The sequence below is a fragment of the Catenovulum agarivorans YM01 genome, assembly GCF_000281085.1.
GTDB lineage: Bacteria > Pseudomonadota > Gammaproteobacteria > Enterobacterales > Alteromonadaceae > Catenovulum > Catenovulum agarivorans.
This window is the reverse complement of the sequence record NZ_JH767532.1, coordinates 90542-110999: the sequence shown is the minus strand read 5'-3', so window position 1 is coordinate 110999 and position 20458 is coordinate 90542. Positions and strand designations below refer to the sequence as shown.

The following is a 20458-nucleotide window of genomic DNA, read 5'->3' as shown; positions in this document are numbered from 1 at the left end:
TAACAACTTAATTGGATTTTCGATAGTAAAAATTTCTTTACATTACACTTGCAATCTTTTGTGACAGGCTTAACAAACCTTCGGTCATTGCTTCTAACATGGCAGGATAACCTGCTTGCGACTGTTTTTTCTCAATTAAAAACGCCTGAGATGCTTGTTGCTCGATAACAAAATAACCTTGCAAAGAAACCACACCAGCTGTGCTACCGTGCAGTTTTTCGAACTGAATCGTCACATTTTTAAAATTATTCAATGGTTTCAGCTGCTGCTCAAACACTTGTTTGAGCATATAATCCAAAGGCTGAGCCCATCTATGATAGTGCGCAAATACAACTTGAGCGTCTCCTTGCATAATCTGCAAGTTTTCTTTTTGTAGTAATGGCGCCAGTACAATTGTGACCTTGCCTAAGTCTGGCTGGTTTGTCGATTTAAGTGAGTTCTCTACCTTAGCTGATATAGGGAGAATATAATAATTAATTGTTGGCTCTGGTGCTGAACTACACGACAGACAACACAATCCAATTAAAGCAACACAGATATATCGATACATATTATTTTTTCGCTCCTGGGATAGGGTCCGCACCTCTGGGCTGGCTGAAAATCAACGAATCAGGTTTACTCTCTAACGTATCAGCAATTTTTTTAACACTGTCTAACGTTTGGCTTAACTTCATCATAGTAGTTTCTACCTCGGCGACCGCTCCATCAGATTTCCCCAAGTTATCAACCAAGAGTGTTAATTTTGTAATTAAGCTAGTTAGCTCATTCGGCAGCCTGTGTAACTCTTCATTTTGCATAAATCCATCAACCGAGCTTGCCACTGACTTGAGCTCACTAGCCATTGCTTCAGCTTGATTAATCAGTTCTTGTGCTTGAAGCAAGGTTGTTGATAATTGCGACATGGTTTCATTCAATGGTAAATTGGCCAGCTTATTCGCAAAAACACCAAAATCCGATAACATTGAATCTAAATCATCATGTTCTGTTGGTATAGTCGGATAATCACCGACATATTCTAGTCGCGCTTGACTCTTCTGCCCTGCTGGATAAAAATCCAACTGGATGTAACTTTGGCCTGTTACTAAACTCCCCGTCTTTAATGCCGCTCTTAGCCCATTGCGTATATGTACATCTAGGGTATTTAGCATTTTTTTGCCAGCTTCAGATGTATCTTGACCGAGCAAGCGTGCAGGGTCTAATCGAACCAGCACAGGGACAGGTGGCTTGGTTGCTTTTACAAAGTTATCGTCAGGTAAATACTTAAAACCAATATCCACCACAGTTCCGATGCGCACACCTCTGTATTCGACAAACTCCCCTATATTTAATCCGCGAATTGAACGATTAAACAGTAAAAGAAAGTCTAAACTATGTTTGAACGGATGTTTCTCCATAGCAAGTTTATTGCGATAGAGTTGGAATTCAGTTCCGTCGGAAATCGCCTCTCCTTCAGTCATTCCGGTTGGTAGGTCAAAAGTAATCCCGCCGGTTAAAGTACTTTCAATCGCATCTGCAAACACCTCTATACCTTGGGCGTTAACTGCGAAACTCACACCACTGCTATTATAAAAACGGCTGTTGGTTGTCACCATTTTATCGTAAGGTGATTCAATAAAGATGTTGGTTTTAATACTATTAGGGTTAAGTACCTCAATTTGAGTAATTTGGCCAACTTCAAATCCCTTGTGAATAACTGGGTCACCTGCGTTTAACGAATCGATTCTTTCACTTAATAGATATAAATTAACCCCTTGTTTATTTGTCCGTGTTAACGGTGGATTGTCTAAACCAACAAACTCGGTTTTTCCAGGGTAGTCTTTGCCAGGCTCTAACTCTATATATGCACCGGACAAAATGGTGGTTAGGCCAGACACACCTTTGGCGCCAACACGCGGTTTTACAACCCAAAATTTCGAATCTTGTCTAAGCAAGTTTTCAGCTTGTGGTTTAATTCTCGCTGTCACATTAACCGTAGTTAAATCACGATTAATCTCGACTCGAGTCACCACACCAACATCAACATTTAGCGTTTTTATTTGCGTTTTTCCAGCTTCTATCCCTTCAGCACTGGCAAAACGAATCTGAATTTGAGTCCCTCTAGTTAAATAATGTTGTGTGACAAACCATAAACTAACAATTAATGCCAAAAACGGTATCAGCCAAACAGAAGATAATTTAGTTCTTTTGGTAATTTGTGGGGTCTGCATACACTTCCTAACGCTCTAAACTGTCCCATATTAATCTTGGGTCAAACGACTCTGCGGCCAACATAGTGGCAATAACCACACAGGCAAAAGCTAAACTACCAATCGTTGGCTGAATGGATAGTAAACCGCCAAGTTGCAGCAAAGCAACCAAAATTGCGACAACAAAAACATCTATCATAGACCAACGACCTATCCATAATGTCAATCTATACAGAGACGTACGTAATTTTAAGGTCTCGGTTAAGTTTAACTTCAGCGACAAGCACAACCACAATAACAACAAAATTTTCAATATGGGTATTATGATACTAGCGACAAAAATAATCGCCGCTATTACAAAAGATTTTTGTTCCCATAATTCAAATATGCCACCTATGATACTGCTAGCCGTTTCACGACCAAAAGCATAAGTGGTCATGACTGGGAAAATATTCGCTGGTATATAAAATACAATAGCCGTGATTAGCCAGGCTAGCGTTACTTGTACTGATTTTGGTTTTCTTAAATGGATTGAACCACCACATCGGCTGCAAACACTCCATGACACTGGATTGAGTTTGTGACAATGCAAGCATAGAGTGAGTGCTACATCTTTTGCTGTTTTAGTATCTGATGACATTTTATTTTATCCAAATAACGCCAAAACCTTTGTTTATCTAAATTGGCTAGCGCAGCCGATAAACACAAACTGAACGCTATATACGCCCAAATACCAACACCCAATTCAATCGTGACCATTGAAGTAAGTTTAGTAATGCTTGCTAACATAGCAACTAGATAAACATCAACCATTGACCACTTTTGCAAAGAAAAAACCAAACGAGCAACAAAATTTGTTTTTGGCATTAACCTTCTATAGAAGATCATCGGCAATAACAAATAAACTATGAGTAACATAATGGTAAATGGCAATAATAAAACAACGCAGAATACGATAAATCCAAGCAACCATTCGCCGTAGGCAAAAAAAGCATAGGCAGCTTCAAGTAGCCTCATTTGATTTTTAAACCCTGCCTCCTCAGCCGAAATCATTGGAAAAAAATTAGCCGCCATAAATAAAATGATGCTGGCTGTTATAAACGACAAGGTTAACTGTAAACTATGTTTAGGACGAGACATCAATAGATTGCCGCAACGCAAACAATGCGCCTGCTGAGCGTGATTTAATACAGGGTATTCCATCAGTAAATCACAGTGTTCACATGCAATTAGATTACGCATTAACTCGGCTCAAAGTTAGAAAAGTCTTCTAATAAATGGGCAATGTTACGCACAGCTTGTTCACCAATCTTGATTGCTTCTTCCGCTCGATTAAATTCTAAAATTCCGATATGTGCGACTTTTGGTTGCAATAAGATATCTGGTGGATCGGCCATTAGCCTGCTGCGGGTAATATGATTTTGCATAATATCAATTGCGCTAGTCGCGACCGCTATCATCCCAGGTGATTGATTGTTGCCAACAGGTATTTTTTTAACCCATTGTTCAAGAAATCCCTTACTCTCGCCAAGCAAATCTTGGAATTTATTTGGTTGCTGATCGTACGCTTGTTTAGTGGCATTGCTATTTTTAACATCAAAAGAAGGGTTATGCCCCTCAATCATGCGTCCACCATTCAAATCAACCGCGATCACACGATTGGCACCCAAGGCCCGGCAAACAGACACAGGCACAGGGTTTACAACCGCGCCATCTACCATCCAATGGCCATCTATATACTGTGGTGCTAAAAAGCCAGGAATAGCACAGGACGCTCGAATAGCTTGCAACATAGAGCCCTGTGTAAATACGTGCTCTCGTCCAGTATAAAGCTCAGTTGCCACTGCTGCATACTCAATCGCACACTCTTCGATTTGTATCTTGCCTAATGTCTGCTCTAGGCGATTATATAAGCGTCCGCCGGAGACAATACCACCTCGACCCATACCCCAATCTAATAAGCGCACGACATTCCAAGTATCTAACGACAAAGCCCACTCTTCCAACTCAGCTAACTTATTAGTTGCATAAGCAGCGCCAACGAGCGAACCAATGGAACAACCTGCTATCACGTCAGGTTTAACACCTAGTTTATTAAGCTCTCGTAAAATACCTATTAACGACCAGCCACGAGCTGCGCCGCTCCCCAAAGCCAAACCAAGTTTATGTGATGTTTTTTTCTGCATTAGTGATTTATTTTCATGCGAATTTAAGTTAATTCTACTCTTTGTCATAAAAGAAATACATATTTGCCGTGCAGGACAAAAAACTTGATTTATACTCAAATAAACGAGAATATCTATTCATGTTGTTAAGCAAGTGTTGCACGACACTCTGTCATGGATGTTATTGCGATAATTAGGGCTGTACGCATAAATTAGTTTAAATAATTTTAGCTTTGGATAAATAGATGTTTTTTTACGCTGCAAGACAACCCATATTTGATCAAAATAAGCAGTTGTTCGCATATGAGCTATTATTTAGAGATAGCTTAGAGAACGTATTCCCAAATATTGATGGTGACCAAGCTACTTCCAAGTTGATTGAAGCCAGTCAGTTTAACCTTGGGTTAGACGATTTTACCGACCAACACCCAGCCTTTATCAATTTTTCGGACGAATTACTAATTAAAAAATTCCCGAGCTTGATACCAAAAGAACAGTTGGTGGTTGAAATACTCGAAACAGCCAAACCGACAAAAAAGCTCTTGCAAGCAGTGACCGAATTAAAGCAAGAAGGTTACACAATTGCTTTAGATGATTATGTACATGATCCAGTATGGCTGCACTTTTTCCCATTTATCGACATTATTAAAGTTGATTTTCGTGAATCGTCGCATGAAGAAATTCAGCAAATAGGTAAAATAGCCGGAAAATACGACATTAAGTTATTAGCCGAAAAAGTAGAAACTTACGAAGAATTTAACAGCGCACTCGAATGGGGTTTTACCTATTTTCAAGGGTACTTTTTTAGCGAACCAGAAGTAATGCAAAGCCGAGCCCTTGCTCCGTCGCAAATGAGCTTGGCTGAATTGTTGTATGAATCATCCAAAGCTGAAATGGATTTATCTGCCATCATCAATATTTTCCAGCGTGATGTAACACTTTCGTTTAAATTATTACGCTATGCTAATTCGGCTATATTTAAGCGCCGTGGTGACATAGAAACAATAAAACAAGCTTTAGTTGTATTAGGTCAAGCCGAATTAAAAAAATTCTTAGCAGTGCTATTTGCCGCTCAAATTAATTCAGACAAACCGGTCGAACTGATTAGATTATCAATGAGCCGAGCACACTTTTGTGAGTCAATTGCAAAAGAGCACGGGCAACTCAGAGATTCATCTATGGCATTTTTAACTGGCATGTTGTCTGTTATAGATGCAATTTTAGATGAACCGATTGAAAGTATAATGACCAAGTTGCCATTAGCTCAGGAAATTAAATCTGCATTAATTGAACGTGAGGGCCTACTCGCCAACTACCTTGATTTAGTCGAGCATTACGAAAAAGCTGAGTGGATTAAAGCAGGTTTGTTAATCGAGCGTTTAACTTTAGACACAGAACAAGTACCTGACTACTACCACACCGCCATTCAATGGTCGAACGACAGAGCAAGTGAGTTAGCGGCTAGTTAGTCGCTAACATAACATCGCCTTTAAGTAGCTTAACCAAATTCCATCTCACAATAGTTAATCCAAACTGTGTAAACGCTGTTTAATACTACATGTTGCTGCATCTAAATGCTTGAACCTTTTCCTCTACTTCTCACCAATTGCTAAAAACAAAAAACCCGACTAAAAGTCGGGTTCTAGAATTTGGTAATTACCTAGATATTAGGTATTGCTACTACCAGTGTTACCGCCAGTACCACCAGTACCACCAGTACCACCAGTACCTGTATTATTTTGATTCTGAGCAGTATCAGCATCTTGCTTTAACTTGTCTTCAGTTACATCGTCAGGGTTCTTAGTTGCAGGAGTAGCTGTTCCAGTGTTAGTAGAAGATTTTGCCACTTGTGACTTAACCACTGTTGCTACTTTCTTGATTGCATCAACAGCAGTAGTAGTAACAGAAGCAGAACCACCAGTTACAACGGCACGAACTGTAGACACTGCATTTTTAATTTCAGTACCTAAGTTTTGACCAGTTGAAGCTAGTTTAGCAAAAGAAGCATTTACTTTAGCTAAATCTTTTTCTGCGTCAGATAAAGACGTAAATTTTGCATTACCAGATTTTGCTGATGCGACTTTAAGCTTAGTAAAGTCTACATCATCACCAATTGTGATACCTAAAATAGTTGCAACACCTTTAGAAGCATTCTTAGCTTTTGTGGCAAGCGTAGCTACGTTGATAGTATCTGTTACTTCATCATCGGCTTCGATTAATTCAGTTGCAAAAGTTGACAAAATGCTCGCATCTACATTTGCAATTTGAGCTGAATTTTCACCTTCAGCAGGAGTAGGTGCTACTGCTATTGTTTTTAATTCAGTACCATCTAGCGTAACGTCAGAACAATCTTCATTACCATCATCATCATATGCATCGCAATCCATAGAGGTAGATGATGTAGCGATAATACGTACAATGACAGCTTTACCGAAAGCACCTTCGTTTTCAATTTCTAGTGAATATTCACCAGCATTGTCACCCGTTCCTGTTGTTGCTTGACCAACAAAACCTGTAGTACCAGGTAAAGCGTTGATCAAATCCGAAGTTGTATCTATGCCAGTAGAACCTACCGCTAGCGTAGAACATGGTGATTTTACAAGACACGCAAATACTTCAGCATTGCTCAAAGCACCTTTAGTTGCCTCACCTGCTACAGTGATAGATTTGGTAACTGGTGTAATTGGATCAACAAAAACTGGATCACCGTCACCGATGAAGTTACAGCCTGTTAATGTAAACGAGCTTGCTAGAGCTAGTGATAACGCAGTGTGCTTAAATGTTAGTTTCATTTTTCAGCTTCCTTGTATTGAGATCTGAAAGAAAATTGGAATTCAGGTAGATTAAAAAACAGTTGGGTTAAATTTGCAAGTGTCTTTTTTGTGACGGCTTTGCCACTTCACAACTTTATGCCCATTCTACTGCTAATCCCCTAAGTTGCAATAGCTTACATCACTCAATTACAAAATTTTGTTTCAATTTGTTAAGTGTACCCTTGCCAATACCTTTAACCGACTTGAGTTGTTCAAAACTATCTAATTTTCCATGTTCTTTTATATAGGCGATTACTGCTTGAGCACGTGTTTTTCCTATGCCTGGTACCTTAACTAACTGCTCATAACTAATAGTATTGAGGTTAAGCTTTTTGCTGGTTTCATCTATTTTAGCCGCTTTAACAACCGAAGAGGCTGAATGTTCGACATTAGCAGATAAATGGGGGGCAAAAGATACACAAGTTGCAAGCGCAACCATTAATAAAGATTTTTTCATCGGACAATTTCCTTAATTTCCTTGTTCCATATAAATGCGTAAACAACGCATTTAGCAGTTTAGTCCAGCGGTTATACCTTAACCATCACCAATTATCATTTTCTTATACAATTTTGGAATACCCAGCTCATAATTGTACATAAAGGATAAATTTAACAAGGGCTTATAAGCTGTTACCCCTGTGTAGTTCTCGCAAGTATTGGCTGGATATATGCCGACCTTCTCATCCTGCTCAGTTTCTGATTTGATTCTCCATCCCTGCTCACCCTTAGTTAAAAACTGGGTTACATCTTGGATGTGCTCAATCCAACTCATATGTGGGGCTAGCGCATTGTAAGCTTCTGTCAGAGTAGCGAACTGCGTTCCATCTTTTATCGCAACAACATTGTGTCCCATAGCCCAAACAACTTGTTGATTACCCCTAGCAGCGCATCTAATCCTAGCGGTTTCTTCGCGTAGCGCATATTCATCTTCAAAACCGAGCCAATGGCCGACTTCGTGTTGTACTAACGGCAAATCGGCAGTTGGTGGTAAATGAATTTGTTGCCTATATCTGTAAGCTTTATTGACGTTGCGCATAACCATCCAATAAAACTGCGGATAATTACTCAGTTGTTGTTCAATTTGCGCCAAATCTTCTACTAGTATCACCCGAGCGACACAAAAACCCAGTGCCAGATCTGACTGTAAAAATTGTTTATTTATATGTTGTAATTGCAATAAATCCCAAGGATTTTGGCTAACTAGCAGGAGTGGTTTATTGCATCGACTTGGTAGTGTGTGTAATAAATCGGTCGCAGATTGCTCAACAAAACTAGGTAAATCATCAATAAAATATTGTCGATATAATCCACGCCATGTTTGAATAGTGGGTGTTGCATAAGTGCTTAAAAAGTATCGCCAGTCTGGTATGTTTTGTGAGATAGCATGTTTGACTAATTGGTCTTTTAACTCAATGAGTTGCTGAGCTTTAAACTCTGCATTTAACTGGGGTGTATGCTCCAGTAAAGACAGTGCACTCATATATAACTGGTGGGTTGCTAGCCTGTCAGCACTACTCGACTGAAGCAAAGATTCAGCGTACTGCCAGGTATACACGTAATCAACCGCTAACAATTGCCTATGCCAATAGTTCGATTGCGCTCGATTTGCCTGAGCAAGGTAATGCATCGAAGGCAGATGTCCATACTCAGCTAGCTCTACAATTTGTCCATAAGGATAACAGTGTATAACAGAGCTCAGATTAACTTGTTTGGATAACTCAATTATTTGCTCAGCAAGTCGCTTACGACTTTCAGGCGACAATAATTGATATAAATGGTGGCACTGCTGCCGTGAATTTAATGTAGGTTTTACTTGAGTGGCAGCCAAATTCTGAGTTAACTGAATATATTGCTTGATACTATGCGTTTGTTGGTTTTGGTAACTATACAGCCAAAGCGCTAAGCTGCCGGCAACAACCAGCAAAACACTACAGCTAAAACTTAGACGCCGGAAATATGTCATAACAGGCAGTTAATCGGCAGAAGTTAATGTACTGTCGTCATATCCGTTGAAACAGTGCCAAGCAGTTTGTTTAGTTCTGTTTGTGCATATCTAAATTCAACAAATTGGTAAACATGGGTCGAAATTGCCGCCTTATAATAAAACTCTGCTTGTTCGAGTTGCTCTTTTAAATGGAAATATTTTGCAATATAGAAATAAGCTTCACAGAGTTTTTCGTTAAGCATTTGCTCTGATTGGTTGTCAACAGCCGCTAATTGTAATAACTCTTTTGGTGATAGCTCATTGGTATAGAGTTTAGTCAACAATAGGCCCCAACCGTCTTTTTCTATAGCCTGAACACGTCGGCGTAAGTTACTTAAGGCAGTTAAACCTTGAGCTTGATTTGGTTGCTCAGCTTGACGCTGCTCTACAGCCAATTCGGCGAAATACCACCACATTACTCGATATGGGTCTTGCGTATCTAGTTGATAGAAAGATTCAAAATCTTTAAGCGCCAGCTGTGGTCTTTCACCATAATATAAAGCTATTGCTCGATTAAAGTAGGCATAATTATGGTCTGGTTTTAGCTCAAGTACAGAGTCGAACGCTTCATATGCCCGGCCGAATTCATTTTGCCTCACGTAATAAATCCCTAAAATATTATAGGCTTCAACTTGAGTAGGATTATTTTCTATGGCTTGCAACATATCAAAATACGACAAGTGCATTAAACCAATTTCGTCATACAATAACCCACGACGAAAATACAATTCGGATTTTTGTTGTTCGGATAAATCTTGTTGCTGCAAAAAGTCTGACAAGCGACGAATAGCGACCTGATGTTGCACTGAATCAGCATAGGAGTGAGCGACTTGAGTTAACTTAGGTTGTTTATTGGTGGATGAACAGCCAACAAACAACAAACTCAAGGAACAAACAGCGACGACTTTTGCTATGATATGCATTAAAGATTCTTCTTAATTTCAAATTGTTAGTGCTAAGTATAAACCGAGTCTGCCAGATTTGAATTGAGAAGCAAATAAATTTACACTGGGATCTCTATACCCATTTCGCGCATTTTCGCCAATTTATATCTTAAAGTACGTGGACTAATGCCTAACTTGTCAGCAACTTTATTGCGTTTACCATGGCAAGCAATCAAAGTATCTAAAATAATCTGATGTTCCTGCTCACGTAACTCTTTACCTAACCCTGCAGGCTTTTGAATATTTGTTATTGCTGGTAAAACAGCTGTATCGGTTTCGATTAAAATATCTGCCTCGTCAATCACTTGATGTTGGCATAAAATCAAAGCACGTTGCACCACATTATCTAGCTCACGAACATTGCCCGGCCAACTATGTTGTTGTAATTTATTTCGAGCGGCAACACTCAGCTTAGGCTGTGGCTGAGCATTTTTTTCGCAGTGGCGAGTAATTAAATGCTCGACCAATGGCAGTATATCCATTTTTCGTTCATTCAGTGGCAACCAAGTTAGCGGGAATACATTCAACCTATAATACAAATCTTCTCTAAATACCCCTTCAGCGACAGCTTGTTTTAAATCTCTGTTGCTGGTTGCGATAACACGTACGTCGAGTTTAATGGTTTTACGCGCGCCTAAACGTTCTACTTCACGCTCTTGAATGACACGTAACAATTTAGCTTGCAGAGCCATGTCCATTTCAGAAATTTCATCTAATAAAATAGTACCAGCTTGCGCTTGTTCAAACTTACCTGGACAAGCTTGCAGTGCACCGGTAAAGGCACCTTTTTCATAACCGAATAAAGTGGCTTCTAACATGTTTTCCGGTATCGCTGCACAGTTAATTGCGACAAATGGCATATCTTGGCGTTTCGATTCTTGGTGAATATATCGAGCAAGCACTTCTTTACCCGAACCACTTGGGCCTAACACCATAACCGAGGCTTCCGATTGTGCTACACGCCTGGCAAGATTTAACAATTGTATACTGTGGCTATCGCGAACAATTGGCTGACAGACTTCAATTTTTTCCGGCAATATATAGCGACTAACTAAATTAATTAATACTTCAGGTGAAAAAGGTTTAGTTAGATAATCCACCGCACCATCTTTCATCGCATCAACTGCGCCTTTTATATTGGCAAAAGCTGTCATTAATAATACTGGCAGTTCTGGGTATTTGGCTTTTATAGATTTCAGTAAAGATAAACCATCGTTACCCGGCATCTGCACATCAGACACCACCATGCTGTAACTCTGTTTGTTTAACTTAACCAAAGCTTGTTCAGCACTATCGGCTTGATCGCAGTCAAAACCAGAGATGGCAAGCGTATCCAAAATGGCTTCACGCAAATCAGCATCGTCTTCTACTATCAGAATTTTACGATTCATAATTTCTCTCCTATCAATTTTGACCAGCAGCCACGGCAAGTTGCTGCGCGCATGGGAAACTCAACACAAAACAACAACCCGATAGTTGGTTTGTAACGGCAATTTTCCCTTGATGTTGTTCAACCACAGCTTTAACCACAGCTAAACCTAAACCCGTACCTTTAGTGCGTGTGGTAAAAAACGGCTCAAAAATATGTGGGAAGTTTTTTTCGTCTATGCCTGGGCCATTGTCCGCGACAATAATTTCGACCTGCTCTGGATGTTTTTGAGACATTTTTGCACTGATAAAAATTTCCGCACCTGTTCCTATAATTTGCACACTGTTGTGAATTAAATTTTGAATCGCACTGGCTAAAGCATTTTTATTGCCAAACATATTAATATCAGGATCAGGTAACTCGAGTTTAAGCACGGCTTCATTTTGACTGAGCATGGCCTCGGCTCCTGACTGTACCTCTGATAACAATTGCCCCAACGACAATAATTCTGCAACTTGCTGCTGGCCACTTTTGGCAAACAACAACATATCGTTGATCTGCGATTCTAAGTCTTTTAAACGCCCCATCAATTTTTGCTGAAAAGTGTGTTTTGCAGGCTTAATTAATGAAGGATTGGCCAAGTTTGCAGCATACAAGATAGCAGCAGAAAGTGGTGTACGTAATTGATGGGCAAGCGTGGCAACCATGCGGCCCAACGTACTGAGGTGATGTAAATGGCTCACTCTCGTTTGCAACAAGCGGGTTTGTGTCATGTCAGTAAGCAGAATCAACTGACCAGATTCAGAGGTTAACGCATTGGTTTCCAACCGGACGCGCCTACCATCAACCAAAGACACTTCATGGCCATCATCAGCTTGAGGATTAAATGAACGTGCTATTATCATCAGCCACTTTTGCCCAGTTAATGGCTCTCCTAGTAAATCGATAGCGATTTGATTAGTGCGCTCAACTATACCTTGGCTATTAAGAATCACCACACCCGCTGGAATAACATCAATTAAGTGCACTAGCTGATCTGCTTGGCTGCGCAAACTAGCTAATTCGCCAGCGTAAGCTTCTGTGGCTAGCTGTTGATTTTTAATAGGACTAGACGGCATGCTTGGCTCCGTGTCAAAAACTTGGTCATAAAAATACTAAGTTCTGTACAGCAAAGATGATGCCAATTAATTTTATGTTATTTTTCAGAAGGATAAGTAATAACTTTGGGCGTCAGTGATATGACACCCAGTAGAATTAACAGTTAGATTATTGGTTTAAACCGTATTTGCGCATTTTTTCGACTAAAGTTGTGCGGCGCATGCCTAACATTTCCGCGGCGCGTGCAACTACGCCTTCGTGAAACTCTAACGCTTGGTTAATTAGGCTTACTTCAAGATCGGCGAGGTATTCTTTTAGGTTAATGCCTTCTTCCGGTAACGCATCCATAACTGCCGTAGCAGGTTCTTGCTCATAGTCCTCTTCATCATCAAATGAAAATAAGTCATTCAGAGCTTCACGCTCTAGTATTGCTTCGGGATATTCAGGCTCGAACTGTGCGACTTCTATATGCTGATATTTAACCGGTAAATCACCAACATCTACCACTTGATTTGGATATAAAATGGTTAGGCGCTCTAGTAAGTTTGCCAACTCACGTACATTACCCGCCCACTTGTGCTCCATTAAACTTTGCATTGCGTTATCGGTTAATTTGACACTGTCTTCTTCACGCTCTGCTAACCTGTCAATTAGCGCTTGCGCAAGTTGCGGTACGTCCTCACGGCGCTCGCGCAGTGATGGAGTATCAATTGGGAAAACATTGAGGCGGTAAAATAAATCTTCACGAAATTTACCTTGTTCAACCAACTCTTCTAAATTTCTGTGGGTTGCTGCTATAACTCTAACATCCGCTTTGACTTGAGTGGCTGAGCCAACTCGTTCGAATAACCTTTCTTGCAACACACGCAATAATTTAACTTGCATTGGCAATGGCATATCACCAATTTCATCTAAAAATAATGTGCCACCTTGCGCAAGTTCAAACCGGCCTTTACGGCTGCTTATTGCGCCAGTAAACGCGCCTTTTTCATGGCCAAACAATTCGCTTTCTAATAATTCTGCCGGAATAGCGCCACAGTTGACCGGTACAAAAGGCCCTTTTGCCCGCTTAGATAGTTTGTGAATAGATTGAGCAACCACTTCTTTACCTGTGCCAGATTCACCTAATACCAACACGTTGGCATCTGTTGGCGCAACTTGCTCAATCAATTTACGCACGGTTTGCATCTCAGCGCTTTTACCTACTAAGGTGTGTAATAAATCTTTGCTAGTTTGCACTGCTTTACCCGGCTTATTACGCAAATAAGCTTCGCAGTGATGCAGTGCTTGGGTGAGCTGTGAATAGTTTATACCGCCGTTTATCGCGGCAACTACATTGGCAAAAGCAGTTAACTCGGAATATCTATCTTGCACAATAAATGGTAGCTCTGGCGCGCCATTAATGAGTTTTTCACTGATATTGATATCACCAACAGCGCCACCTAACAATACAGCTTTCCACTGTTGGTGGTCGCGTAGGTTTTGCTGGGCTTGCTCTGGGCTGACACAGTCGAAATCTTCGTCAATAAATTGCAAGATTGTTTTTAACTGTTCTAGTTCTGCTGATGCGCTATCAATTAATAAAATTCTTTTAGTGGATGCCATGCACGTCAATTTATTGTTATATATTTGCTTTGATAATTGGATTATTGACGAATTTTGCGAATTAATCCAGTTTTAACTTTTAAACGTCAAAATTTTGATGCGTTTGGGAGAGGGTGTTCTTGCGCGAGCTGATACGAATTTCATTGGGTTTTGATGAGCATTGTAGAAAAAGATCGAGTTTATATTCCAGAAGGTCAATGGGGTATTGCTCACAAAAACGCTGCAAAGCCATCCATGGCCCGCTCCCAAACGGTATCCCTACCGATTGAAGTTTTGTTCACAACACGCCCATTCACCTTCTTAAACCTAGCACCGCTGCCAATCGCAGCATTTTCATGTGCAGGCATTAAAATAGGTGAATTACATTATAAGCAGCACTAGGGGTGCTTAGATATGGCTCTTTCGAATGCTGATTTTCTAAAACTTCAAACGTCTGGGACGACGTTTGGGAGCGACCATGGATGGTGAAAAGCGTTTTTAGAAAATTATGCTTCGAAGGGGCCATTGGTGCAGAGGACTTCCAGCACAATCAATAATGCACACCATTCTCGTAATAATCTTTACCCTCTAACGTGGTAAATACACAAGTGATATCTTGCCCTGAAAAATATGGTAAAAAGAATTCTTGCACACAAGCGGCAAATTTATCTTGCACAGCTTGCTCTCGCGCAAACCAATGTACATCAATATATGGCTCACCACAGACCTTTTTGCCAGCCGAATAAAAGGTGCTATTAACCAACTGCAAAGTAAAATAATCAAGTGGGCAATCAACTATCTCAGCCAATTTTGGCAACAAGGTTTCGCTCGCGGCAACGGCGGCTTCTTCTGGTACTGCATACAATCTTAAATGTGGCATAACAATTCCAAATAATATCGCTAAAAACAAAAAACCACTCACCTATCAATTAGGGAGTGGTTTTATATTTGACAGCTCAGCTAACCCTAATAAGGGTTAGAATACTAAGCCAATAATTCTTTTAACTGAGCGCTAACTGCTTCAACAGCCTGAGTACCATCTAATTTGTGGTACTTAGTTTTGCCTTGGTCAGCTAAGTTTTGATAATAAGCAACCAATGGCTCAGTTTGCTCATGGTAAATGTCTAAACGCTTTTTAACCGTTGCAGCTTCATCATCTGCACGAATAACTAAATCTTCGCCAGTTTCATCATCTTTACCTTCCACTTTAGGTGGATTATAAACTATGTGATAAACACGGCCTGATGCAGTATGAACACGACGACCACTCATACGCTCAACAATTACTTGATCTGGCACATCAAACTCAAGTACAAAATCAATATCAATATTGCTCTCAACCATAGCATCCGCTTGTGGGATAGTACGAGGGAAACCGTCTAACAAAAAGCCTTTAGCACAATCTTCTTGTGCGATGCGCTCTTTAACCAAACCAATGATAATTTCGTCAGAAACCAACTGGCCTGCATCAATTACTTTTTTCGCTTCTAAACCTAAAGGCGTGCCAGCTTTAATAGCTGCGCGTAACATATCGCCAGTGGAGATTTGCGGTATACCAAACTCTTGCATTAAGAACTGGGCTTGAGTTCCTTTACCGGCGCCTGGTGCGCCTAATAAGATAATTCGCATAATATCCTCAATCTTAAAAATAAACTGGCGCGAACAATACAACGATGGGCCAAATTATACAAGTTTAAAAGCAAAAAACGGACGCTGAACGTCCGTTCTTACGAGCTTTTCTACCTATTTTAGCTAGGGCCTGTTGACCTTTCGAGCACAATTTTGCAGCAGTTTGTTTGGTATTTATACAAGGCATAGCGATTGAAGTGTAGTGCGCTACATAAATGAGCTATAACACAGTAGAAATGCCAAACAAACGCTGCCTTTCAGGTTCGTCATAAATGCTTTTTACTCTTTGTTGCAGCATTTCGACTTAATCCATTAGGCCTTCAACGCTGCGCCTTGATTAAAAAGTATTTAGTTAGAACAAAATTTGTCCACGAAAAATCAACAGGCCCTAATACAGACAATGATTTTTCAACTGCTATACATTAGCTTCAGGCAATTATCTGCCTAGTTGTAACAACAACTTGTTTAACTTGCTTACATACTCAGCTGGGTTTTTCAACGAACCTCGCTCAGCTAAGGTTGCTTGGTCTAGTAAAACCTCTACCCATTCTTTAAATAGATTTTCGTCAGTTTCATCAGCAACTCGTTTAACTAATGCATGCTCTGGATTTACCTCAAAGATGTACTTAGTTTCAGGAACAGCTTGTCCAGCCGCTTCTAAAAGCTTAGCCATTTGGGTATTCATATCGTGCTCATCAGTTGTGATAACAGCTGGTGATTCAGTTAAACGATGTGAAACTTTAACGTCTTTAACTTTGTCACCTAATGCGGTCTTGGCACGCTCAACAAAACTTTCAAAGGCTTTTTCAGTTTCTTCATGCGCTTTTTTGGTTTCTTCATCATCCAAGTCAGACAAATCGATATTCGCTTTAGCAACATGCTGGAACTGTTTTTCGTTGTATTCAGTTAGATGAGACATCATCCACTCATCTACACGCTCTGCCATCAATAATACTTCGATGCCTTTTTTGCGGAAAGCTTCTAAGTGAGGGCTAGATTTTGCAGCTTCGAACGTGTCAGCCGTGATGTAATAGATCTTCTCTTGGCCTTCTTTCATGCGGCCAATGTAGTCATCAAGTGATACATTTTGTTCTTTGGTATCGGCATGAGTTGAAGCAAAACGGAACAACTTAGCGATTTTGTCTTTGTTGGCAAAATCTTCTGCTGGACCTTCTTTTAGTACGTTACCAAACTCTTTCCAGAAAGTAGCATATTCTTCAGGGCTGTTTTCACCCATACGCGTCAACATTTGTAATACGCGTTTTACATTACCTGAACGAATAGATTGGGTAATTTTGTTATCTTGCAAAATTTCGCGTGATACGTTTAGCGGTAAGTCATTTGAATCAACTAAACCTTTAACAAAACGTAAGTAGGTTGGCATAAACTTCTCAGCATCATCCATAATAAATACACGCTGAACATATAGTTTAATGCCACTTTTAACCTCACGGTTCCACATATCAAACGGCGCACGTTTTGGAATATACAACAAGCTGGTATATTCAGTTTTACCTTCAACTTTGTTATGTGCCCATTTTACTGGTTCTTCAAAATCATGCGCAACTGACTTATAAAACTCTTTATATTCTTCGTCAGTGATTTCTGATTTGTCACGCGTCCACAAAGCTGTGCCTTTATTGATAGGTGCCCATTTCCCTTCGGTAGCTGGAATTTTGTCGCCGTCAGGGCCTTCAGACTCAGGTGTACCTTCTTGCCACATTTCAACCGGGATACCAATATGATCTGAATAACGAGTGATGGTAGAACGCACTTTCCAATCGTCTAAAAACTCACTTTCTTCTTCTTTTAAATGCAAGATAACATCTGTACCACGAGTGGCTTTGTCGATATCACCTATGGTGAATTCACCATCACCTTTTGAATACCATTCAACACCACGATCTGTGCTCTCACCAGCTGCACGAGTTTTTACCGTAACCGCATCCGCTACAATAAATGCCGAGTAGAAACCAACACCAAACTGACCGATTAATTTAGAGTCTTTTGCTTGATCGCCTGTTAAGTTGCTGAAGAATTCTTTGGTGCCTGATTTAGCAATTGTGCCTAAATGCTCAATTACTTGGTCACGTGTCATACCAATACCATTGTCTGAAATGGTGATGGTTTTAGCGTCTTTATCAACACTTACACGAACTTTCAAATCACCATCATTTTCGTATAAATCGTTGTTAGAAAGAGCATTAAAACGTAATTTATCTGCGGCATCTGAAGCGTTAGAAACTAGCTCACGTAAGAAAATTTCTTTGTTTGAATACAAAGAGTGGATCATCAATTGTAATAGTTGTTTGACCTCGGTTTGGAAGCCATGAGTTTCTTTATGGGCTACTTCGCTCATCTGAATACATCTCCTGCTATATGGCAATAAATAACAATTTATTTGATTGTTTTAATAGATGGGGATGCGGATTTTCTTTTCAAGCAAAATTTTGCAGATTTTTATAACTGTTTGCGGCCGCTAAAAGCGTGACCTAAAGTGCGGCTATCTAATGAAGACAATTCGCCTCCGGCTGGTAAACCTTGCGCTAGGCGCGTAACTGATATGCCAAGTTTTTTAGCCATTTCCGAGATATAAAATGCTGTTGCTTCACCTTCAACACTAGGTGATGTGGCTAATATAACTTCAGATATACCTTGTTGCAGTTGTTGCTGTAAACTGTCTAATCCAAGTTCTTCAGGACCAATACCATCGATGGGTGACAACAAACCTTTTAAAACGAAATAGCGACCATGGAAATGACCTGTTTGCTCTATAGATAAAACATCTTGTGGCTGAGCAACTATACAAATAGCAGCTTGCTCTGAGCGAGCGGGTTCAGCGCAGATTTCACAGGTGTCTGTTTGAGTGTAATTGCGACAAATATTGCAGCTTTTAATTTGAGTTAAAGCCTGTTGAACTGCTTGGGCTAATTGAGTTGCGCCTTGTTGATCTTCCAACAAGATAAAGGCCATACGCTGTGCCGATTTGGGCCCGACACCAGGTAATATACGCAATGCATCAATTAGTTTTTGTAGCGCAGGTGCAAACTTCATACAGGCTTTTACTCCAAAGCTATATTAGAAAGGCATTTTCATGCCCGGCGGTAATTGCATACCACCAGTTACTTCAGCCATTTTTTCTTGATTTTGTTTTTCAACACGACGTACAGCGTCGTTGATAGCTGCCGCAATTAAGTCTTCCAACATTTCTTTGTCGTCTTCCATTAAGCTAGGATCAATATCAACACGCTTAACATTGTGGTTGCCCAACATAGTTACTTTAACCATGCCAGCGCCCGCTTCACCCGTTACTTCCATATTGGCAATTTCTTGCTGTGCACGTTGCATTTTTTCTTGCATTTGTTGGGCTTGTTTCATGATGTTGCCCAAGCCACCGCCACCTTTAAACATATTACTACCTTCTATTCTGTCAGTTTAAATTAGTTAAAACATTATAACGCGACTACACTTGCTTCGACTACCTGTGCACCAAAGGTTTGTTGTAACAATTGTACATTAGCATCAGCCTGCAAACTGTGTTTGGCATATTGCAAGCGGCAATAGTCGATAGCGCGTTGAATTTCAAATGGGGTGATTAAATTATCATCACCAATTTGAATATTTAGTTCAATTTGTTGTTGTAAAACCTGCTGCAATCTTTGTTTGATTACAGCGTAATTATTTGGTTCGTTTAAGTGCGCTTGTGCTGGCACTAAAGTCAGGGTCACTTGTTGACCTGATTGAGCAAAACTAGAGTGCAGTACCAACTGGCGTTGTAAACCGACCAAACCAGTTTGTTCAACTAAGTTTGCCCAATTATCAATGTCTTTGGCATAACGCAAATCATCTGCCACAGCATTTTCAAGCGCTAAAGCTTGGATAATGTCTTGTCTTGGCACGTAAGGCGCGTCTATTGCCGCTTCTTCATATCCTTGTTGGTAACTAGTATCGTCTGCCGAATATTCTACTGAATCTGTGTAGCTTGCATAATCTGCCTGTTCTTCTGCGCTTATAACCGCAACATCTTGCTCTGGCATAGGCTGGGTAATTTGTTGCTCTGCAACTTGCAGATTATTTGCACTCTCTATTGGCTCACTAGTTTCAACTGGCAATTGTTCTGCATCTGCAGGCGCAACGAGTTTACTACTTGCTTGTTCCGCCGACTCTGGTACATCATCTTGTTGTGGCTGACTTGCTGCCTCGTCCGGCGCTGTAAACATATCACCAGACCAATGATCTACCCATGGCGCTTCTTTACCCTCTTCGGCACCTCCAGTATTTATTTGCTCACCTGGTAAACTTTGACTTGGCAAAGATTGAGTTGGTAACTGTTCGGCTGGTGATGGCACCACTGGAATGGCTGGGACTGCACTGACAGCCGGACTTGCATTTTCAGCTTGAGCAGATTGCAATTTCTGTTGTTTTGCTTGACGCAGCGACAACATAGCTTGTTGAATTGCAACTGTGTCATGCTCAGTTGTTTTGGCTACAGGTTCAACAGCTGGCTGTTGCGGATAATTTTCATAACCTTGGCTTGATGCTAGCGATTCAATTTGTGCTTGCTGTGCTTCGAGCTCAGCCAAATTTTGCTGCACATCATATTGAGCATACTCAGCTGGATATTCTGACTCCATAGCCGAATGCGGCTCTACAAAATTTTGCGGTTCCGAAGCTGGCTCTGGCTCT

20 protein-coding genes are annotated in these 20458 nt (G+C 40.4%); 2 read left to right on the top strand and 18 right to left on the bottom strand.

The window, feature by feature from the left end; genetic code table 11:
* Nucleotides 1–37: 37 nt before the first annotated feature.
* The 5 genes from WSC_RS0115355 to rssA are packed head-to-tail and all read right to left on the bottom strand — an operon-like array spanning nucleotide 38 to nucleotide 4420.
* Nucleotides 38–550 carry a PqiC family protein gene (locus tag WSC_RS0115355; protein WP_016956831.1) on the bottom strand — a complete coding sequence of 171 codons (513 nt, stop codon included), beginning with the start codon at nucleotides 548–550 and terminating at the stop codon, nucleotides 38–40.
* Nucleotide 551: 1 nt separating this feature from the next.
* Nucleotides 552–2207, bottom strand: a complete 1656-nt coding sequence (gene pqiB, locus WSC_RS0115350) for an intermembrane transport protein PqiB (RefSeq protein WP_016956830.1) — start codon at nucleotides 2205–2207, stop codon at nucleotides 552–554.
* A 7-nt stretch (nucleotides 2208–2214) separates the two neighbouring features.
* Nucleotides 2215–2826, bottom strand: a complete 612-nt coding sequence (locus WSC_RS0115345; RefSeq protein WP_016956829.1) for a paraquat-inducible protein A — start codon at nucleotides 2824–2826, stop codon at nucleotides 2215–2217.
* The gene (locus WSC_RS0115340; RefSeq protein WP_016956828.1) at nucleotides 2793–3428 is read right to left on the bottom strand and encodes a paraquat-inducible protein A; all 636 of its coding nucleotides are present in this window, start codon (nucleotides 3426–3428) and stop codon (nucleotides 2793–2795) included. Before WSC_RS0115340 ends, WSC_RS0115345 begins: the two co-directional genes overlap by 34 nt.
* Nucleotides 3428–4420 carry a patatin-like phospholipase RssA gene (gene rssA / locus WSC_RS0115335; RefSeq protein WP_016956827.1) on the bottom strand — a complete coding sequence of 331 codons (993 nt, stop codon included), beginning with the start codon at nucleotides 4418–4420 and terminating at the stop codon, nucleotides 3428–3430. Before rssA ends, WSC_RS0115340 begins: the two co-directional genes overlap by 1 nt.
* Nucleotides 4421–4596: 176 nt before the next feature.
* On the opposite strand from rssA, the gene WSC_RS0115330 reads away from it, so the two are divergent.
* Entirely contained in the window at nucleotides 4597–5820 is a 1224-nt protein-coding gene (locus tag WSC_RS0115330; RefSeq protein WP_016956826.1) for an EAL and HDOD domain-containing protein, read from the top strand.
* Nucleotides 5821–6018: 198 nt separating this feature from the next.
* On the opposite strand, the gene WSC_RS0115325 is transcribed toward WSC_RS0115330, so the two are convergent.
* The 7 genes from WSC_RS0115325 to WSC_RS0115295 all read right to left on the bottom strand — a co-directional run bounded on the left by WSC_RS0115325 (nucleotide 6019) and on the right by WSC_RS0115295 (nucleotide 14164).
* Nucleotides 6019–7143: a hypothetical protein gene (locus WSC_RS0115325; protein ID WP_016956825.1), complete on the bottom strand. Its 1125-nt coding sequence runs from the start codon at nucleotides 7141–7143 to the stop codon at nucleotides 6019–6021.
* A 160-nt stretch (nucleotides 7144–7303) separates the two neighbouring features.
* Nucleotides 7304–7621: a ComEA family DNA-binding protein gene (locus WSC_RS0115320; protein ID WP_016956824.1), complete on the bottom strand. Its 318-nt coding sequence runs from the start codon at nucleotides 7619–7621 to the stop codon at nucleotides 7304–7306.
* Nucleotides 7622–7699: 78 nt separating this feature from the next.
* Nucleotides 7700–9127: a hypothetical protein gene (locus tag WSC_RS0115315; protein WP_157447313.1), complete on the bottom strand. Its 1428-nt coding sequence runs from the start codon at nucleotides 9125–9127 to the stop codon at nucleotides 7700–7702.
* A gap of 23 nt (nucleotides 9128–9150) precedes the next feature.
* The gene (gene nlpI, locus WSC_RS0115310; RefSeq protein WP_016956822.1) at nucleotides 9151–10071 is read right to left on the bottom strand and encodes a lipoprotein NlpI; all 921 of its coding nucleotides are present in this window, start codon (nucleotides 10069–10071) and stop codon (nucleotides 9151–9153) included.
* Between the two features lie 80 nt (nucleotides 10072–10151).
* Complete coding sequence (locus WSC_RS0115305) at nucleotides 10152–11486, bottom strand: sigma-54-dependent transcriptional regulator (RefSeq protein WP_085953488.1); 1335 nt, start codon at nucleotides 11484–11486, stop codon at nucleotides 10152–10154.
* A gap of 10 nt (nucleotides 11487–11496) precedes the next feature.
* Entirely contained in the window at nucleotides 11497–12579 is a 1083-nt protein-coding gene (locus WSC_RS0115300) for a sensor histidine kinase (RefSeq protein WP_016956820.1), read from the bottom strand.
* 148 nt (nucleotides 12580–12727) lie between these two features.
* A complete protein-coding gene (locus WSC_RS0115295; protein WP_016956819.1) occupies nucleotides 12728–14164 on the bottom strand; it encodes a sigma-54 dependent transcriptional regulator in 1437 nt (478 codons plus the stop codon).
* Nucleotides 14165–14317: 153 nt separating this feature from the next.
* Between WSC_RS0115295 and WSC_RS0115290 the strand changes: the two genes are divergently transcribed.
* Entirely contained in the window at nucleotides 14318–14545 is a 228-nt protein-coding gene (locus WSC_RS0115290; RefSeq protein ID WP_016956818.1) for a hypothetical protein, read from the top strand.
* 148 nt (nucleotides 14546–14693) lie between these two features.
* Here WSC_RS0115290 and WSC_RS0115285 read toward each other — a convergent pair whose 3' ends face one another.
* From WSC_RS0115285 to WSC_RS25060, 6 genes are all read right to left on the bottom strand, one after another.
* A complete protein-coding gene (locus WSC_RS0115285; RefSeq protein WP_026016879.1) occupies nucleotides 14694–15023 on the bottom strand; it encodes a DUF1904 family protein in 330 nt (109 codons plus the stop codon).
* A gap of 104 nt (nucleotides 15024–15127) precedes the next feature.
* Nucleotides 15128–15772 (bottom strand): adenylate kinase, encoded by a 645-nt coding sequence (gene adk, locus WSC_RS0115280; RefSeq protein ID WP_016956816.1) that lies wholly within the window; start codon nucleotides 15770–15772, stop codon nucleotides 15128–15130.
* A 436-nt stretch (nucleotides 15773–16208) separates the two neighbouring features.
* On the bottom strand, nucleotides 16209–18131 hold the full coding sequence (gene htpG / locus WSC_RS0115275; protein WP_016956815.1) for a molecular chaperone HtpG: 1923 nt from the start codon (nucleotides 18129–18131) through the stop codon (nucleotides 16209–16211).
* A gap of 101 nt (nucleotides 18132–18232) precedes the next feature.
* Complete coding sequence (gene recR / locus WSC_RS0115270) at nucleotides 18233–18826, bottom strand: recombination mediator RecR (protein ID WP_016956814.1); 594 nt, start codon at nucleotides 18824–18826, stop codon at nucleotides 18233–18235.
* 24 nt (nucleotides 18827–18850) lie between these two features.
* The gene (locus WSC_RS0115265; protein ID WP_016956813.1) at nucleotides 18851–19183 is read right to left on the bottom strand and encodes a YbaB/EbfC family nucleoid-associated protein; all 333 of its coding nucleotides are present in this window, start codon (nucleotides 19181–19183) and stop codon (nucleotides 18851–18853) included.
* A 41-nt stretch (nucleotides 19184–19224) separates the two neighbouring features.
* Nucleotides 19225–20458, bottom strand: a 1234-nt coding sequence (locus tag WSC_RS25060; protein WP_040394781.1) for a DNA polymerase III subunit gamma/tau C-terminal domain-containing protein, incomplete at its 5' end; no start/stop codon positions are given.

Bases quoted from the DNA above. Each gene is read 5' to 3' on its own strand.
- adk (WP_016956816.1), bottom strand. From the start codon at position 15,772: ATGCGAATTATCTTATTAGGCGCACCAGGCGCCGGTAAAGGAACTCAA.
- WSC_RS0115265 (WP_016956813.1), bottom strand. From the start codon at position 19,183: ATGTTTAAAGGTGGCGGTGGCTTGGGCAACATCATGAAACAAGCCCAA.
- WSC_RS0115285 (WP_026016879.1), bottom strand. From the start codon at position 15,023: ATGCCACATTTAAGATTGTATGCAGTACCAGAAGAAGCCGCCGTTGCC.
- recR (WP_016956814.1), bottom strand. From the start codon at position 18,826: ATGAAGTTTGCACCTGCGCTACAAAAACTAATTGATGCATTGCGTATA.
- WSC_RS0115330 (WP_016956826.1), top strand. From the start codon at position 4,597: ATGTTTTTTTACGCTGCAAGACAACCCATATTTGATCAAAATAAGCAG.
- WSC_RS0115300 (WP_016956820.1), bottom strand. From the start codon at position 12,579: ATGCCGTCTAGTCCTATTAAAAATCAACAGCTAGCCACAGAAGCTTAC.
- nlpI (WP_016956822.1), bottom strand. From the start codon at position 10,071: ATGCATATCATAGCAAAAGTCGTCGCTGTTTGTTCCTTGAGTTTGTTG.
- WSC_RS0115325 (WP_016956825.1), bottom strand. From the start codon at position 7,143: ATGAAACTAACATTTAAGCACACTGCGTTATCACTAGCTCTAGCAAGC.
- WSC_RS0115315 (WP_157447313.1), bottom strand. From the start codon at position 9,127: ATGACATATTTCCGGCGTCTAAGTTTTAGCTGTAGTGTTTTGCTGGTT.
- rssA (WP_016956827.1), bottom strand. From the start codon at position 4,420: ATGACAAAGAGTAGAATTAACTTAAATTCGCATGAAAATAAATCACTA.
- WSC_RS0115290 (WP_016956818.1), top strand. From the start codon at position 14,318: ATGAGCATTGTAGAAAAAGATCGAGTTTATATTCCAGAAGGTCAATGG.
- WSC_RS0115355 (WP_016956831.1), bottom strand. From the start codon at position 550: ATGTATCGATATATCTGTGTTGCTTTAATTGGATTGTGTTGTCTGTCG.
- WSC_RS0115320 (WP_016956824.1), bottom strand. From the start codon at position 7,621: ATGAAAAAATCTTTATTAATGGTTGCGCTTGCAACTTGTGTATCTTTT.
- WSC_RS0115345 (WP_016956829.1), bottom strand. From the start codon at position 2,826: ATGTCATCAGATACTAAAACAGCAAAAGATGTAGCACTCACTCTATGC.
- htpG (WP_016956815.1), bottom strand. From the start codon at position 18,131: ATGAGCGAAGTAGCCCATAAAGAAACTCATGGCTTCCAAACCGAGGTC.
- pqiB (WP_016956830.1), bottom strand. From the start codon at position 2,207: ATGCAGACCCCACAAATTACCAAAAGAACTAAATTATCTTCTGTTTGG.
- WSC_RS0115295 (WP_016956819.1), bottom strand. From the start codon at position 14,164: ATGGCATCCACTAAAAGAATTTTATTAATTGATAGCGCATCAGCAGAA.
- WSC_RS0115340 (WP_016956828.1), bottom strand. From the start codon at position 3,428: ATGCGTAATCTAATTGCATGTGAACACTGTGATTTACTGATGGAATAC.